Raw genomic sequence first — 15,881 nt, forward strand, 5'->3', positions numbered from 1 at the left:
CCCGCGGGGTCCGGCCCCCTTTCGCATGCGGTCCCGCCGGTCACCGCACCGGCGGGGCCCCCGGAACACCCGGGACGGGGTAGGGCGCCGGTTCCGTCACCCAGCCCGCCGCCAGCACCAGGCGGGATTCGCGGTCGACGGCGAGGAAGGCGAAGGGACGGTCGAAGGTGACCCGGACGACCGTCGTCTCGTAGCGGTACTGCGGCATCGCACCGGCCGGCACCGGCATGACCGCCGTCACCGCCGCCGCCCGGAAGCCGAGCGCGCCGAACTGGGCCACGGCCGACTGGCGGGCCTCCCCGACGGCCAGCGGGTAGGGGCTCACCCCCGGGAAGTGCCCGGCGTCGGTGTCCATGGCCGCCGTGAGGCCGAAGAGGCCCGCCAGGGCGAGCAGGTCGTGGTCGGCCCGTACCTCGTACGCCACCGTCGTCACGTCCAGCGTCCTCGGCTCCGGCGCGGTGGCCGGCTGCTGCTCCACGTGCAGACCGGGGCCCACGTGCCCGTGCGGCAGCGCGCCGCCCGCGGTCAGCGGCAGGCCGCGCTCCACGACGCCGACACCGGCCGCGAGCACCTGACCCGGCGTCATGCGCTCCTCGCCGAGGACCAGGTGGACGTCGACGCCGTTGTCCCCGGGGACGGTCAGCGCGGTGACGAAGCCGTCGGGGGTGCCCGTCACCCCCACCCGGTCCGGCCGCACACTGCGCCGGTGCAGTCCGCGCAGGGTACGTCCCTGCCAGGGGCCGGTGCCGGGCCGCAGCGGCTGCTCCGTGAAGGGCTGGCGCCAGGTCGTGCGCAGCGCGAGAGCGGTGGCCAGCACCATCCGCGCCTCCCGGGTCAGCGTCACCGGCATCCGCTCGACCAGCCCGCCGGTCCGCTCGGCCGCCCAGGCGTCCAGCCGTTCCTGCGCGGTGACGAGGTCGTCCCCGAAGACCCCGTGGGTCCCGGCGGGCAGCCCGGCCCGCCACTCCTCGCGCAGGGCCAGCCCGTGGTGCGTCCACAGCCCGAGCGCCGCGTCCAGGCCGGACACCGACGCCAGCCCCGCCAGCAACTCCCGCCCGGCCGAGGCCGCCCGCTCGGCCGGTACGCCCAGCGCGCCGGCCAGCTCCGCGCGGGCCGGACCGGCCGCGCCGTCGGCGAGGAAGGCCAGCAGGGGCCACACGCCCGGCGCGGAGAACACCGTGCCCTCGGCCAGGGCCCCGGCCCAGCGGGCGGTCAGCCCGTTCACACACCGGACCGTCTCCTCGGTCACCTTGCTCACTCGTCGCTCCCCCACGGCGCTGCTCATTCCTGCTTCCCCCTTGTACACGTACGTCCTCACACCCCGGCCCGCTCACCGGGCCGGCTCACCTGCGGCTCCGCTCCCGCCCCGCCGTCCTGCCCCGCCCCCCACCCGCATTCCGCCCCCGCTCGTGTGCCGCTTACCATGCGGCCAGTCGTACGTCAGTCCAGCCGCCGGACGGCCGCCCGGTCCCGTGCTGCCGCCGCCCGATCCAGGAGCACGGTACCGGTGTCCCTCCCTCCGCCTCCCGGCCCCCGCCAGCCGGAAGGGCCCGTTCCGCCCCCGGCGTCGCAGCCGCACGGGCCGTACGGTCCGCCGCCGTACCCGCAACCGGCGGGCTACCAGCCGTGGACGCAGGGCTACAGCCCGTACAACCACCCGGCGCCCGTCAACGGCCTCGCCATCGCCTCCCTGGTGCTCGGGCTGCTGTGCTTCCTGCCCGGAGTGGGGCTGGTCCTCGGGCTGGTGGCGCTGCGGCAGATCCGCCGGCGCGGCGAGCGCGGGACGGGGCTGGCCGTTGGCGGTGCGGTGCTGTCCGGGGTCGGGCTCGCGCTGTGGGCGCTGCTGATCGCCACGGGCGGCGCGGCGGCGATGTGGCACGGGTTCAAGGAGGGCGCACGCGAGGGCGCGACGATCTCGCTCGCGGAGGGCGAGTGCTTCGACGCGCCGGACGGTGCGCTGACCGGCGACACCTACGACGTGGACACGGTGTCGTGCGCCGGCGCGCACGACGGGGAGGTGTTCGCCTCCTTCCGGCTGCCGGGCGGCGCCTACCCCGGGGACGACGCGGTCGCCGACACCGCCGAGGAACGCTGCCGGAACCTCCAGGACGGCTACGCGATGGACCGCTGGGCGGTCCCGGAGGACGTCGCCGTCTCCTACCTGTCGCCGACCGAGGAGAGCTGGTCGGCCGGGGACCGCGAGGTCACCTGCGTGTTCGGCGACACCGACGAGGGAGCGGACCTCACCGGGTCGCTGCGCAACGACGAGACCGTCCTCGACGCCCACCAGGTCGCCTACCTGAAGGCCGCGCACGTCCTCGACGCGGCCCTGGACACCGCCCCGGACGAGGAGTACGTGGAGGACGACCTGCCCGGACACAAGGCGTGGGCGGGCCGGGTGGCGACCGCGCTCGGCGAGCAGGCCGGGATGCTGCGCGCGCACGACCGGCCGGGCGGCGCCCGCAAGCCGGTCGCCGCGCGCACGGCCCTGGGGCTCGCCACCACCGTCCCGCCGGGCGACGACGGAGCCGGCACGAGCGTCCAGGTGTGAGAGCACGCCTATACGGGGGAGAAACCGCCTGGGTAAAGCCCTCCCCGGCCTTTTGTCATCACATCGAGTGATTCTCTGGCCTTTGCTTGCATGGCACAACCCACGGTTGCCAGGCTGTTGCTGTCTGTACAACCTGAGGGGAGCGGCCAGTGACTTTCGGTGAGCAGCCGGCGTACCTGCGCGTCGCGGGTGATCTCCGCAAGAAGATCGTCGACGGTTCACTCCCGCCCCACACCCGTCTCCCCTCCCAGGCCCGCATCCGCGAGGAGTACGGCGTCTCGGACACGGTCGCGCTCGAAGCCCGCAAGGTGCTGATGGCCGAGGGTCTGGTGGAGGGCCGCTCCGGCTCGGGGACGTACGTGCGCGAGCGGCCCGTGCCCCGCAGGGTGGCCCGCTCCGGATACCGCCCGGCGGGCGGCGCCACCCCGTTCCGGCAGGAGCAGGCCGACGCCTCGGTGCGCGGCACCTGGGAGTCCAGCAGCGAGCAGGCCGAGGCCGGCGCGGCCATCGCCGAGCGGCTCGCCATCCAGACCGGCGACCGGGTCATGCGCACCAAGTACCTCTTCCGGGAGGCCGGCGAGCCGATGATGCTCTCCACCTCCTGGGAGCCCCTCGCCGTCACCGGCCGCACCCCCGTGATGCTGCCCGAGGAGGGGCCGCTCGGCGGGATGGGCGTGGTCGAGCGCATGCGGGCCATCGACGTCATCGTGGACAACGTCACCGAGGAGGTCGGCGCCCGCCCCGGCCTCGCCGAGGAGCTGCACCTGCTCGGCGGCGTCCCCGGTCATGTGGTCCTGGTCGTCCAGCGCACGTACTTCGCCTCCGGCCGCCCGGTCGAGACCGCCGACGTCGTCATCCCCGCCGACCGCTACCGCGTCGCCTACCACCTGCCCGTCAAGTGACCGCGTTGCGCCCGGTGACCCGGCCCGTCAGCGGCCGTGTTCCGCCCGGTGGTCCTGCCCGACGAGGGACTGCGTCCGCCCGGTGTCCCCGCCCGTCGCGTGACCCCGTCCGCCAAGTGACCGCGCCCGCCCGGGCGGTGCGCCGGGACCCCCTCGGCGTGAGGTAGCGCACACCCCCGTGCGCCTCACGCGCGGTCACCCCCGCCGTCCGGTACCCCACGGGCCCCTTCCGCGTCGCAGCGATCCGGCCGTTTTCGCAGGTGGTCAGCGGTTCCCCGGATATGCCCCCGACCCGAGCCGACGGAGTTCAGGGCGGCGCATTCGGTCCCGTGCGCCCCCGGCGTTCTGGCTGGTTGCGTACCTCTTTGTGAAAAGCCGTATTCGCAGCGTGAAGGTTGGGCGTACGCTCGGGCATATGCGGATTGGGGTTTCCTTAGGCGGGGCACTGCGGGGGCCCGGGACGGGAAGCAGGTGGGGTGGTGCGAGAAGGAACGCGGGCGGTGGGGGCCATGAGTGAGGGCACGGTCTCCCTTCCCTGGATCGTGATACGGCAGGACGACAACGGCAATCGCTACCGCGTCGGCCGGTACGCGACCCGCGCGGAGGCGCAGAAGATCGCCGACAGCCTCGACGACCGGGGACACAAGCAGCTCTACTGGGTCGAGCGCATCGGCCAGAACCGGGACGGCGCGCAGAACTGACCGGGCGCGCACTCCCGTAGGCTCCGCTCCATGACGCGCATGACCCCCGGAGCGGAACGGATCGTGGTGGTGGGAGCCGCCCTGCTCGACGGCGGCCGGCTGCTGGCCGCACGCCGCAGCGCGCCCGCCGACCTGGCCGGGCGCTGGGAGCTGCCCGGCGGCAAGGTCGAGGCGGGGGAGCGGCCCGAGGACGCGCTGGTGCGCGAACTGCGCGAGGAACTGGGCGTCGACGCCGAGCCGCTCGGCCGCGTGCCCGGGGAGTGGCCCCTGCGCACGCCGTACGTCCTCCAGGTGTGGACCGCCCGCCTGCGCCCGGGCTCACCCGGCCCCCGCCCCCTCGAGGACCACGACGAGCTGCGCTGGCTGACGCGGGCCGAGCTGTGGGACGTGCCGTGGCTGGACCAGGACGTGCCGGCGGTGCGCGAGGTGACGGCCCGATGGCGAGGCGGGGTGTAGCGCGCGAGGGCGTCGTGCGGGGAGCGGCTTTGGCCCCGACCGTGGGCGCGGGGCGCAGCCCGGGAGGGGTGCGGGCCCGCGCCGGATCCGAGGCTGTCGCCGCGTGACCGCGACGGCCGCGACGAACCCGCGGTCGCCGCACCACCACACCCCCCGAGCCGGGAGGCGCCTCCCCATACGCCGGAGGTGCCACCGTGCGCCCTCTCGCGCGGTACTGCCGCCTCGATATCGGGTATGTGCCCATTAACCCCATGAAACCGGACATGGGTGGGCTCCCTGGCCTGGGAAGTGATCGGCGTGATCCACACCGATGGCGGCTGCGCCGAGTGGACTTTTCCGGCGGAACCCGGCGCCGTGCGCGCCGCCCGCGCGGCGGTCCGGGACCAGTTGTACGGCTGGCACCTCGACTGCCTCGCCGATCTCGCCGAGCTGCTGGTCAGCGAGCTGGTCACCAACGCGCTGCGGCACGCCGCCGGCCCCATCGGCGTACGGCTGGTCCGCCCGGCCGGGATCGGTGACACGCTGCGGGTGGAGGTCTCCGACCCGCTCCCCGACCCGCCGCGGGAACGTGTCGCGCACCCCGAGGACGAGAGCGGACGCGGCCTCCAGCTGGTCGCCGGCTCCTCCCGCCGCTGGGGCACCAGTCCCGGCGAGAGCGGAAAGACCGTCTGGTTCGAACTGGCGGTGCCCGGGTGACGCCGCGGCAGCCGCGGGGGCACGGGGGTGTACAGCCGTCAGCGTGCCGTCCATCGTGCGCGCCGGGGGCGCACACGGCCCGGCGGTGGGTGGTTCGGCGGTGTGTTCCCTGGTTAGAAGAGTGGAAGTGTTGTCACGGACCGGTCCGAAAAAGACCTGGACCGAGCTGTGATCGTGAACACCGTGTCGTGCGGCGCCGTAGTGCTGGATACTGCGGGCAGCCGCCCCCGGTGACCGGTGCCGGACGCGGTGAGCTGGAGGGGACGGTTCGCGTGAGCGAGATACCAGCGAAGGCCACGGAGTCCGAGGACCCGTCGGACGGCGCGAGGAGTCAGACCGCGGAGGCTGCCGCGGCACCCGGTGACGCCATGTGGCAGAGCAGTCCGCCCGGTTCGATCTATGACTACATCAAGGTCGCGTCCTTCTCCATCAGCCCCGGCGGACTGGTCGACCAGTGGAGCCTGCGTGCCGAGCAGCTCTTCGGGATCCCCGCCGAACGCGCCGTCGGCATGGACCCGATAGAGGCCTTCATCGACCCCGACCTGCGCGATCGCGGCCAGCGGAAGATGGCCGAAATCCTCGACGGGCGCGAGTGGACCGGGGTGGTGCCGTTCCGGATGCCGGACCGGCCGGACGGCACGCGCGGCGAGGAGGGGCTGGCCGAGGTCTACGTCATGCCGACGCGGACCGCCGAGGGCGAGAAGGCCGCCGTCTGCATCGTCGTGGACGTCCGCACGCTGCGCAGCATCGAGACCGATCTCGCCGCCTCGCAGGCGATTTTCGGTCAATCCCCTTTCGGATTCCTGCTGATCGACGCCGAGTTGCGGGTCCGCCGGGCCAACATGCGCTTCGCCTCCGTCTTCGGCGGAACCCCGGACGACCACCGGGGCAAGGGGGTTCACGACTATCTGCTGCGCGGTGAGGCCGAGCGGGTTTCGGCCACCCTGCGGCGGGTGCTGGAGACCGGCGAGTCCATCACCGACATGCACATCACCGGCTTCGTCCCGGGCTCGGAGGAACGCCGGCACTGGTCGGTCAACCTCTACCGCGTGCACAGCGGCACCGGCCGGCCCATCGGCATCGCCTGGCTCGGCACCGACATCACCGCCCGCCGGGCCGCCGCCCGCGAGGCCGCCGCCGCCCGCCGCAACCTGGCGCTGCTCAACGAGGCCGGCGCCCGCATAGGGAACTCCCTGGACCTGGAGACCACGGCCCGCGAACTCCTCGACGTCGTCGTCCCCGGCTTCTGCGACCTCGCCACCGTCGACCTCTACCAGGGCCTGCTGGCCGGCGACGAGACCCCGCCCGGACTCGCCGACGGCAGCGCCGAACTGCGCCGGGTCGCCTTCGCCAGCGCCGTCTCCGGGGCGCCCTTCAGCGGTTCCGGGAAAGCCGTCGAGGTCGGCGCGGTCCACCACTTCCCGTTCAACTCGCCCTGCGCGGACGCCCTGCGCACCGCCCGGCCGCAGCACGTGCCCGCCGAGGAGGGTGGCCTCGTGCAGTCCACGCTGGCCGTGCCGATGGTCGCCCACGACACCGTCGTGGGGCTCGCCCAGTTCGCCCGTACCAAGGGCAGCGAGCCGTTCGGGGACCGCGACCGGGACCTGGCCGTCGAACTGGCGGCGCGGGCCGCGGTCTGCATCGACAACGCGCGTCTGTACCGCCGCGAGCACGAACGGGCGTTGATACTGCAGCGGTCCCTGCTCCCGCCCGGTGATCCCGAGGCCTCCGGTCTGGACATCGCCTGCCGCTACCTGCCGGGCAACGCGGCGACCGAGGTGGGCGGCGACTGGTTCGACGTCATCGAACTCCCCGGGCACCGTACGGCGCTGGTGGTCGGGGACGTCATGGGGCGGGGTCTGCGGGCGGCGGTCGCGATGGGCGAACTCCGCACGGCCGTACGCACGCTGGCCCTGCTGGACCTGGAACCGGCGGAGGTCCTCTCGGCGCTGGACGAGATCGCACGCGGGCTCGGCACGCCGGGCGGTGTCCAGCAGGCGACCCGGGCGGCCCGTCAGCCCCGGGACGCCGACCTCTCGGAGGTGTACCTGGCGACCTGCGTGTACGCCGTGTACGACTCCGTCACCAGACGCTGTACGTTCGCCAACGCCGGCCATCTGCCGCCGGTCCTGGTCGAGCCCGGCGAGGCGGCGCTCATGCTCGACGTACCACCCGGGATGCCGCTCGGGGTGGGCGGCGAGCCGTTCGAGGAGGTGGAGGTCGAACTCCCGGAGGGCGCACTGCTCGCGCTCTACACGGACGGCCTGGTCGAGTCCCGCGACCACCCCCTGGACGAGGGCCTCCAGGCGTTCATCGGCGCGCTCACGGACCCCTCCCGCCCGCTGGAGGACGTCTGCGACCACGTCCTCAACACCCTGGACACCCACCACGGCGAGGACGACATCGCGCTGCTGATGGCCCGGGTGCAGGGGCTGCCCGCCGACTCGGTCGGCGACTGGACCCTGCCGCGGGAGCCGCGCAGCGTGGGCCGGGCCCGGGAGTACGCTCGCGGGCAGTTGCTGTCCTGGGACCTGGAGCCGCTGGTCGACACGACGGAACTGCTGGTCAGCGAGCTGGTGACGAACGCGCTCCGGTACGGCGAGGGGGACATCAGGCTGCGGCTGCTGCTCGACCGCACGCTGGTCTGCGAGGTCTGGGACTCCGGACTGGTCCAGCCGAGGCGCCGACGGGCCCGGGACACCGACGAGGGCGGACGGGGCCTGCAACTGGTCGGTCTCCTCAGCGCGGCCTGGGGCTCCCGCCGGACACCCCGCGGCAAGACGGTGTGGTTCGAACTGCCGCTGCCGGGCGGGGACGGAACCCTCACCGACCCGGCGGAGGCACTGCTGAGCCTCTTCTGACCGGACATCGCCCACCCGTCGGGCCCGGCGGCGGCGATCGCTGAGCCCCTTCCGGCCTGCACCGCCCACCCACCCGGCTCGGTGGGTGGGCTGCGGTGGCGGTGCCGAGGGGCCGTCGGAAGCGGGTCACGCGGCGTGGCGCGCACGGGTCCGCGGTCCGCCGAAAGCGGCGGGACGGTCGGGCTCCGGGGCCTCCCGGACATCCGGGGCCTCCGGGGCATCCCGGGCCTCCGGGGCATCCGGGAGGAGGATTCCGCCGAGGAGGGCGCCGGTGAGTCCGGCCGCGTGGGCCTCGGTGCGGGGGGTGCCGTAGGACCGCACGTCCCGTTCGGCCCGGTCCCGTGCCTCCCGGGCCACGGCGTCGGCCCGGGCGGTGTCGCCCGCGCCCAGCTCCCGGACCGCCTCCGCCAGCAGGGCCCGGGCCTCCGTGCCCACGGCCCCCCGGTGCACCGCGACGTACTCCTCCGCCCCGGCCACGGAACTGCGCGCCACGAGCAGCGCCGCCGTGTCCAGCACCCCGCTCCGCGCCGCCCCGGCCGGCCGCTCGGCGGCCCGGGTGATCCGGCGCAGCGCGTCCAGCGGATCGTACGGACCCTCCGTCAGCTCCTCGCGGACCGCCGCCAGCACCCCGTCGGCGTAGGACAGCCGGGGGTGCGGCGCACCCGTGGTCAGCGAGGTCCCGGTGCCGTTCCGGACCGCCGCCAGCTCCGCCTCCGCGCCGGTCAGCGCCGCCGGTACCAGCCCGGCCGCCTCCCGCAGCCGCGCCGCGAGCCGCTCCACCCCGCCGACCAGCACCCCCGCCTGGACCACCGCACCCTCTCCGGCGCGCAGCCGCCGGGCGGCCCGACGCGGCTCGCCCGCGTCGACGGCCTGGCGGGCCTCGTTGAGCCGGAGGGTGGCGAACACCAGCCGGTCCTTGGCCTGTTCGACGTACCCGCTGACGGGGCCGACCGCCGAGGGCGGGTACCGCTCCCGCAGATCCGCCAGGATGCCCTGCGCGGTCACCGCCCGCGCCGCCAGCTCCCGGAACCGCTCCTCGGCCACCACCAGCGCCGCCGCCACCCCCCGTTCCCCGCCCTCCTGCTCCTCGCCGAGCCCCCGCAACCGGTCCAGCGCCTCCGCCTCCGCGTCCAGCCGGCGCCCGGCCTCCGCACAGCGGCCGATCACCCCGACCAGCGCCTGGCGCCGCGCGCTCGCCTCCTCCGGGACGCCCTCCTCGTACCGCCGCCAGATCGCGAACGCGGCCGACAGCTCCGTCTCGGCGGCCCGCAGCGCGTGCGTGAACGGCTCCGTCTGCTTCTCCGGGAACAGCTCCCGTACGAAGGACAGTTCCTCCCCGCTGGTCCGTACGCAGTCGTCGGCCAGCCGCAGTGCCGCCCGCGCCTGGCGCTCGGAGTCGGCCGGGGCGGGCACGGCCGGGTGTGCGGGGACGGTGCCCGGAGTCGTCCGGGTCCGGGCCCGGCGGGTGCGCCGCAGGTAGCCGTACCCGGCCAGGGACACGGCCGCGACCCCGGCGACCAGCGGCAGCACGAGGTCGGCCGCCGACGTCCCGTCCTCCTGCGGGGCGGAGGCGCTCGCCACGGGAACCGGATCATGGTCCGCGACCGTCATCACCGGCAGCACCAGCCACCCGGCTCCCACCAGAGCACCCAGCACGGCATGCGCCACCCGCGCCCGTATGTGCGGTGGGGAGGCACGCCGGGGCCGGCCCCGTTCCAGGGAGGACGTCACATTTCGGAGCGTATGGGCAGGTCGGCGGCTCCGCGAGCGGTACGGATACGGGTGGGGGACCAGGCGGACAGGGGGACGGGATGGACGGAAACCCGACAGGCGAAAGCCGGCCGGCCGGGAAGCCGACGGACGGGAGCCCGACGGACGGGAGCCCGACGGACGGGAGCCCGACGGACGGGAACCTGGCGGGCGGAAGCCAGAGGGGCGGAGACCCGGCGGGCGGAAGCCAGAGGGGCGGAGACCCGGCGGGCGAGAGTCCGGCGGACGAGAACCCGACCGGCGAGGAGCCCGCGGGCGACAACCCGACCGGCGTCACCCCCACCGCCGACAGCCCGGCCGACGGGAACCCGACCGGCGAGGGGCAGGCGGACGACAAGCCGTCGGCTGCGGGCGAGCGGCCGGAGGGGGTGCCGGCCCGCAAGCGCCGTCGCCGCATCCTCCGTGTCACCTCCGTCGTCCTCGCCCTCCTCCTGCTCCCGCTCCTCACCGCCGAGACGGCCCTCCGGCTCAACTACACCGGCGATCCGGCCCCCGGCACCCGCACCCGCCACCAGGACGCCCTCTGGCTGGGGCACGCCTGGGTGGACGGACGGAAGACCGGCAAGGACGTCAAGGCCCTCGCCCGGCGTCTGAGCGACACCGGGATCCGGGATCTGTACGTGCACGCGGGGCCGCTGGAGCACGACGGCACACTCCCCGCGTCCGCGTACCCGAAGGCCCGCTGGCTGACGGCGGCCGTCCACCGGGAGCTGCCCGGGGTGCGGGTCCAGGCCTGGCTCGGGGACAAGCTGGCCAGTGAGGGTCCGGAGGGGCTGCGGCTCGACCGACCGGCCACCCGCGCGGCGGTCCTCGACTCGACCCGCTCCGTCCTCGCCGCCGGCTTCCAGGGCGCCCACTTCGACCTCGAACCCCTGCACTCCGGCGACCGCGACTACCTCGGCCTCCTCGACGACCTGCGCGAGCTGACCCACGCCCGGGGCGCCGTGCTCTCCGTCGCCGCCCACCAGATCGACCCGCTGCCCGCCTTCCACTCCTTCTGGGGTGCCACCACCGGCCACCCCAAGTGGTGGTCGCAGGCGTACTTCGGGCAGGTGGCCCGCCGGGTGGACCAGATCGCCGTCATGTCGTACGACACCATGCAGCCGCTGCAGAGCCTGTACGGCGGCTATGTGGCCCAGCAGACCAGCCTCGCCCTGGAGGTCACCCCGGAGGGCACCGACCTGCTGATGGGCCTGCCCTTCTACCACGAGAACCGGTTCGGCCACTGGGCGCACGCCGAGACCGTCCCGGCGGCCGTGCGGGGCGTCCGGCTGGGCCTGTCCCGGACCGACGCGGACCGTGCCCGCTTCGGCGTCGCCCTGTACGTCGACTTCGCCGCCACGGAGGATGACTGGACCGCCTATCGGAAGGACTGGGTCCGTACGCCATGACGTCCGCCCGCGCCCCCCTCACCCGTGACGCCCGCGCCCCCCTCACCCGTGACGGCCTCGCCCCGCTCGCCCGCGCGGCCCTCGGCCGTGCCCCCGCCGCCGTGCACCGGCTGCGCGGCGGCTCCAAGAAGGGCGTCTACCGGCTCGTCCTCGACGACGGCAGCACCGCGATCGCGTACGTCTGGTCCCCGGAGGAGGACTACTGGGGGCCGTCCGGCACCGACATCCGCGACACCTTCTCGCACGCCTCCGGCATCGGTCTGTTCCTGGCCGCCCACCACCGGCTCACCGAGCTGGGCGTCCGCGTGCCGCGGCTGCTCCTCGCCGACGAGGACGCCGTCCACCTGCCCGCGCCCGCGGCGGTCGTGGAGGACATCCGCGGCCCGAGCCTGGAGCGGCTGCTGCGCGACGAGCCGGACGCGGCCCGGGTGCCGCTGGAGCGGCTGGCCGGGGTGCTCGGGGCGCTGCGGGAGTGCACGGCCGCCGGGCACGGCAAGGCCCTCCTGGTGGCGGAGGGCGGCACCGCGCTCGGCGGCTCCTGCGCGCGGGTCGTCACCGACCGGGCGGTCCGGGACATCGCGGACGCCGCCGAGCGGGACCCCCGCGTCCGCGCGGCGCGCGAGGCGCTGACGGAGCGGGTGCGGGACCTCGCGGGTGCCGTCGGACCGCGCGGCCACACCTCCCTCGTGCACGGCGAACTCGGCCCGGACCACGTCCTGGTGACCCCGGACGGCGATCCCGCGCTCATCGACGTCGAAGGCCTGATGTACTTCGACGCCGAGTGGGAGCACGTCTTCCTCCAGCTCCGCTTCGGGCCCGCCTACGACGTGCTGCGCGCCCCCGGCCTCGACCCCGACCGGATGGCCCTGTACCGGCTCGCGACACACCTGAGCCTGGTCGCCGGGCCGCTGCGGCTGCTCGACGGCGACTTCCCGGAGCGGGACGCGATGCAGGGGATCGCGGAGTTCAATCTCCGGCGGGCGCTCGGCCTTCTGCGGGACGCCTCCTGATCTTCGCCCCGAGCCACACCAGCGGGTCGTACTTGCGGTCGACCGCCCGTTCCTTCAGCGGGATCAGCGCGTTGTCGGTGATCCTGATGCCCTCGGGGCAGACCTCCGTGCAGCACTTGGTGATGTTGCAGTAGCCGAGGCCGTGGTCGTCCTGGGCGGTGCGGCTGCGCTCCAGGCCGGTTTCGGCCGCCGCGTCCAGCGGGTGCATGTCGAGTTCGGCGACCCGCATCAGGTAGCGGGGACCGGCGAACGCCTGTTTGTTCTCCTCGTGGTCACGCACCACATGACAGGTGTTCTGGCACAGGAAGCACTCGATGCACTTGCGGAACTCCTGCGCGCGGTCCACGTCCTCCTGGAACATGCGGTACTCGCCGGGGCCCAGCCCGGACGGCGGCACGAAGGCCGGGACCTCCCGGGCCTTCTCGTAGTTGAAGCCGACGTCCGTCACCAGGTCCCGGATCACCGGGAAGGCGCGCAGCGGGGTGATCGTGACGGTCTCGGCACGGTCGAAGACCGACATGCGGGTCATGCACATCAGCCGCGGCCGGCCGTTGATCTCCGCCGAGCACGAACCGCACTTGCCCGCCTTGCAGTTCCAGCGCACGGCGAGGTCGGGCGCCTGGGTGGCCTGGAGGCGGTGGACGATGTCCAGGACCACCTCGCCGTCGTTCACCTCGACCGTGAAGTCCTCCAGGCCGCCGCCCTGTTCGTCGCCCCGCCACACCTGGAAGCGGGCCTCGTAGCTGCTCACTCGTACAGCTCCTCTTCGGCGAGGTACTTGACCAGCTCCTCCTTCTCGAAGAGGGCGAGCAGGTCCGGGCGGATGGGCTCGGTGGTCTCGCGGGCGAGACGGATCTGGCCCCGGGCCGGGTCGGCCGCGGCGAGGCCCCCGGCGGGGTCGGCGAGGGTGCACAGCAGGTTCACGTTGCGCCAGGCGCGGTCCATCGCCGGATGGTCCTCGCGGGTGTGCCCGCCGCGTGACTCGGTGCGCTCCAGCGCCGCCCGGGCCACGCACTCGCTGACCAGCAGCATGTTCCTGAGGTCCAGGGCGAGGTGCCAGCCGGGGTTGAACTGGCGGTGGCCCTCGACCCCGGCCCGCCGGGCCCGGGCCCGCAGCTCGGCCAGCTTGTGCAGGGCCTGCTCCATCTCGCCCTCGCGGCGGATGATGCCGACCAGGTCGTTCATCGCCTGCTGGAGTTCCTGGTGCAGGGTGTACGGGTTCTCCGGCGACACCGTCTCGCCGTCCCCTCCCGCCTCCGCGGAGAAGGGCCGCAGCGCCTCGGCCGCGGCCGCGTCGACCTGGACGTCGTCCACCGGCGGGCGCCGGCCGGCCAGTGCCCGCGCGTACTCCGCCGCGTGCCAGCCCGCCCGGCGGCCGAAGACCAGCAGGTCGGAGAGGGAGTTGCCGCCGAGCCGGTTGGAGCCGTGCATACCGCCGGCCACCTCACCGGCCGCGTACAGCCCCGGCACCCCGCGGGCCGCCGCGGTGTCGGAGTCGACCGCGACGCCGCCCATCACGTAGTGGCAGGTCGGGCCGACCTCCATCGCCTCCGCGGTGATGTCGACGTCCGCCAGCTCCTTGAACTGGTGGTACATGGACGGCAGCCGGCGCCGGATCACCTCGGCGGGCATCCGGGTCGACACGTCCAGGAAGACCCCGCCGTGCGGGGAGCCACGGCCCGCCTTCACCTCGGCGTTGATCGCGCGGGCCACCTCGTCGCGGGGGAGCAGCTCGGGGGGCCGCCGGTTGCGGTCCGGATCCTCGTACCACCGGTCGGCCTCCTCCTCCGACTCGGCGTACTTCTCCTTGAAGACGTCCGGGACGTAGTCGAACATGAACCGCTTGCCCTCGGAGTTCCTGAGGACCCCGCCGTCGCCGCGCACCGACTCGGTGACGAGGATGCCCTTCACCGACGGCGGCCAGACCATGCCGGTCGGGTGGAACTGCACGAACTCCATGTTCAGCAGGGGCGCGCCCGCGAGCAGCGCCAGCGCGTGACCGTCGCCGGTGTACTCCCACGAGTTCGACGTGACCTTGAAGGACTTGCCGATGCCGCCGGTGGCGAGGACCACGGCGGGCGCCTCCAGGACGAAGAAGCGGCCGGTCTCGCGGTCGTAGGCGAAGACCCCCGAGACCCGGCCCGCGGCGGAGCCGCTGTCGGATGCCGTGTCCTTGAGGATCCTGGTGACCGTGCACTCCTGGAAGACCTTCAGCCGGGACTCGTAGTCCCCGGTCTCGCGGAAGTCCTCCTGCTGGAGGGCGACGGTCTTCTGCTGGAGCGTGCGGATCAGCTCCAGACCGGTGCGGTCACCGACGTGGGCGAGGCGCGGGTACTCGTGGCCGCCGAAGTTGCGCTGCGAGATCCGGCCGTCCTTCGTCCGGTCGAACAGAGCGCCCCAGGTCTCCAGCTCCCACACCCGGTCCGGGGCCTCCTGCGCGTGCAGCTCGGCCATCCGCCACTGGTTGAGGAACTTGCCGCCGCGCAGGGTGTCGCGGAAGTGGACCTGCCAGGTGTCGTGCTCGTTGGCGTTGGCCATCGCCGCCGCGATGCCGCCCTCGGCCATCACCGTGTGCGCCTTGCCGAACAGCGACTTGCAGATCACCGCCGTACGGGCGCCGCGCTCGCGTGCCTCGATCGCCGCGCGCAGCCCGGCGCCGCCCGCGCCGACGACCACGACGTCCCACTGCTGCCGTTCCACCGCTGCCATCAGAAGAACCTCGGATCGTCGAGGACGCCGGACGCGACCAGGTACACGTAGAAGTCGGCGAACGCCACGCTGAGCAGCGAGGCCCAGGCCAGCTGCATGTGCCGGGCGTTGAGCCGCCCGACGAACCGCCAGGCCCGGTAGCGCACGGGATGCCGGGAGAAGTGCTTGAGCTTGCCGCCGACGATGTGCCGGCAGGAGTGGCAGGAGAGGGTGTACGCCCAGATCAGCACGATGTTGGCGAGGAAGACCAGGCTGCCGAGGCCCATGTGTCCCCACCGGTAGTGCTCGTCCCGGAAGGCCAGCACGGTGTCGTACGTCAGCACGCCGGCCACGAGCAGGGCGGCGTAGAAGAAGTACCGGTGGACGTTCTGCAGGATCAGCGGGAAGCGGGTCTCGCCGGTGTAGGTGCGGTGCGGCTCGGCGACCGCGCAGGCGGGCGGGGACGCCCAGAACGCGCGGTAGTAGGCCTTGCGGTAGTAGTAGCAGGTCAGCCGGAAGCCGAGCGGGAAGATCAGGATGATGATCGCGGGGGAGATGCCCCACCAGGAGCCGAAGAGGTCGGCGTTGGGCCCGGCGCGCATGGTCCGGCAGTTCTCCGCCAGGCAGGGGGAGTAGAACGGCGAGACGTACGGCGCCGCGTAGTAGTCGGCGCCCGCGAAGGCCCGCCACGTCGAGTACACGACGAACGCCAGCAGACCGGCCGCGGTGACGGCGGGCGCCAGCCACCAGCGGTCGGTCCGCAGGTGCGGGGCGGCGATCGCGGCGCGCGTACGGGCGCGTACGCCGCCGCTGTTCTGTTGGGGTTCCGTACCAGTAGCCAAGTCGGGACTCCGG

General features: G+C 74.1%; 13 protein-coding genes. 8 read left to right on the forward strand and 5 right to left on the reverse strand.

Translation table 11 applies throughout. The features are described from left to right. Positions 1-40: 40 nt before the first annotated feature. Positions 41-1,258: a serpin family protein gene (locus tag IEZ20_RS23495; protein ID WP_229896226.1), complete on the reverse strand. Its 1,218-nt coding sequence runs from the start codon at positions 1,256-1,258 to the stop codon at positions 41-43. 249 nt (positions 1,259-1,507) lie between these two features. Between IEZ20_RS23495 and IEZ20_RS23500 the strand changes: the two genes are divergently transcribed. The 6 genes from IEZ20_RS23500 to IEZ20_RS23525 all read left to right on the forward strand — a co-directional run bounded on the left by IEZ20_RS23500 (position 1,508) and on the right by IEZ20_RS23525 (position 8,167). Continuing rightward, the gene (locus IEZ20_RS23500; RefSeq protein WP_189301994.1) at positions 1,508-2,551 is read left to right on the forward strand and encodes a DUF4190 domain-containing protein; all 1,044 of its coding nucleotides are present in this window, start codon (positions 1,508-1,510) and stop codon (positions 2,549-2,551) included. Between the two features lie 149 nt (positions 2,552-2,700). Then, positions 2,701-3,453 (forward strand): GntR family transcriptional regulator, encoded by a 753-nt coding sequence (locus tag IEZ20_RS23505; RefSeq protein ID WP_189301995.1) that lies wholly within the window; start codon positions 2,701-2,703, stop codon positions 3,451-3,453. Positions 3,454-3,962: 509 nt separating this feature from the next. After that, positions 3,963-4,154 (forward strand): SPOR domain-containing protein, encoded by a 192-nt coding sequence (locus tag IEZ20_RS23510; protein WP_189301997.1) that lies wholly within the window; start codon positions 3,963-3,965, stop codon positions 4,152-4,154. Positions 4,155-4,184: 30 nt separating this feature from the next. After that, positions 4,185-4,610: a (deoxy)nucleoside triphosphate pyrophosphohydrolase gene (locus IEZ20_RS23515; RefSeq protein ID WP_189301999.1), complete on the forward strand. Its 426-nt coding sequence runs from the start codon at positions 4,185-4,187 to the stop codon at positions 4,608-4,610. 267 nt (positions 4,611-4,877) lie between these two features. Continuing rightward, positions 4,878-5,306, forward strand: a complete 429-nt coding sequence (locus IEZ20_RS23520; protein WP_189302001.1) for an ATP-binding protein — start codon at positions 4,878-4,880, stop codon at positions 5,304-5,306. A 272-nt stretch (positions 5,307-5,578) separates the two neighbouring features. Beyond that, complete coding sequence (locus tag IEZ20_RS23525) at positions 5,579-8,167, forward strand: SpoIIE family protein phosphatase (RefSeq protein ID WP_189302003.1); 2,589 nt, start codon at positions 5,579-5,581, stop codon at positions 8,165-8,167. A 126-nt stretch (positions 8,168-8,293) separates the two neighbouring features. Here IEZ20_RS23525 and IEZ20_RS23530 read toward each other — a convergent pair whose 3' ends face one another. Then, positions 8,294-9,898, reverse strand: a complete 1,605-nt coding sequence (locus IEZ20_RS23530; protein ID WP_189302005.1) for a hypothetical protein — start codon at positions 9,896-9,898, stop codon at positions 8,294-8,296. Positions 9,899-9,978: 80 nt separating this feature from the next. On the opposite strand from IEZ20_RS23530, the gene IEZ20_RS23535 reads away from it, so the two are divergent. Further along, on the forward strand, positions 9,979-11,328 hold the full coding sequence (locus tag IEZ20_RS23535) for a glycoside hydrolase family 18 protein (protein WP_229896227.1): 1,350 nt from the start codon (positions 9,979-9,981) through the stop codon (positions 11,326-11,328). After that, the gene (locus tag IEZ20_RS23540; RefSeq protein ID WP_189302007.1) at positions 11,325-12,338 is read left to right on the forward strand and encodes a phosphotransferase family protein; all 1,014 of its coding nucleotides are present in this window, start codon (positions 11,325-11,327) and stop codon (positions 12,336-12,338) included. Before IEZ20_RS23535 ends, IEZ20_RS23540 begins: the two co-directional genes overlap by 4 nt. Here the strand turns inward: IEZ20_RS23540 and IEZ20_RS23545 are convergent. The 3 genes from IEZ20_RS23545 to sdhC are packed head-to-tail and all read right to left on the reverse strand — an operon-like array spanning position 12,295 to position 15,868. After that, positions 12,295-13,089, reverse strand: a complete 795-nt coding sequence (locus IEZ20_RS23545; RefSeq protein WP_189302009.1) for a succinate dehydrogenase/fumarate reductase iron-sulfur subunit — start codon at positions 13,087-13,089, stop codon at positions 12,295-12,297. The two genes, IEZ20_RS23540 and IEZ20_RS23545, sit on opposite strands and share 44 nt — an antisense overlap. Further along, positions 13,086-15,047: a fumarate reductase/succinate dehydrogenase flavoprotein subunit gene (locus IEZ20_RS23550; protein WP_189302011.1), complete on the reverse strand. Its 1,962-nt coding sequence runs from the start codon at positions 15,045-15,047 to the stop codon at positions 13,086-13,088. Before IEZ20_RS23550 ends, IEZ20_RS23545 begins: the two co-directional genes overlap by 4 nt. Next, positions 15,047-15,868, reverse strand: a complete 822-nt coding sequence (gene sdhC, locus IEZ20_RS23555; RefSeq protein ID WP_189302014.1) for a succinate dehydrogenase subunit SdhC — start codon at positions 15,866-15,868, stop codon at positions 15,047-15,049. Before sdhC ends, IEZ20_RS23550 begins: the two co-directional genes overlap by 1 nt. Positions 15,869-15,881 lie beyond the last annotated feature (13 nt).

It is taken from the genome of Streptomyces cinerochromogenes (assembly GCF_014648635.1).
Lineage (GTDB): Bacteria > Actinomycetota > Actinomycetes > Streptomycetales > Streptomycetaceae > Streptomyces > Streptomyces cinerochromogenes.

What these genes read in the sequence shown, in the direction of transcription:
- IEZ20_RS23510 (WP_189301997.1), top strand. Translation starts at nt 3,963, where the DNA reads ATGAGTGAGGGCACGGTCTCCCTTCCCTGGATCGTGATACGGCAGGAC.
- IEZ20_RS23515 (WP_189301999.1), top strand. Translation starts at nt 4,185, where the DNA reads ATGACGCGCATGACCCCCGGAGCGGAACGGATCGTGGTGGTGGGAGCC.
- IEZ20_RS23535 (WP_229896227.1), top strand. Translation starts at nt 9,979, where the DNA reads ATGGACGGAAACCCGACAGGCGAAAGCCGGCCGGCCGGGAAGCCGACG.
- IEZ20_RS23540 (WP_189302007.1), top strand. Translation starts at nt 11,325, where the DNA reads ATGACGTCCGCCCGCGCCCCCCTCACCCGTGACGCCCGCGCCCCCCTC.
- IEZ20_RS23550 (WP_189302011.1), bottom strand. Translation starts at nt 15,047, where the DNA reads ATGGCAGCGGTGGAACGGCAGCAGTGGGACGTCGTGGTCGTCGGCGCG.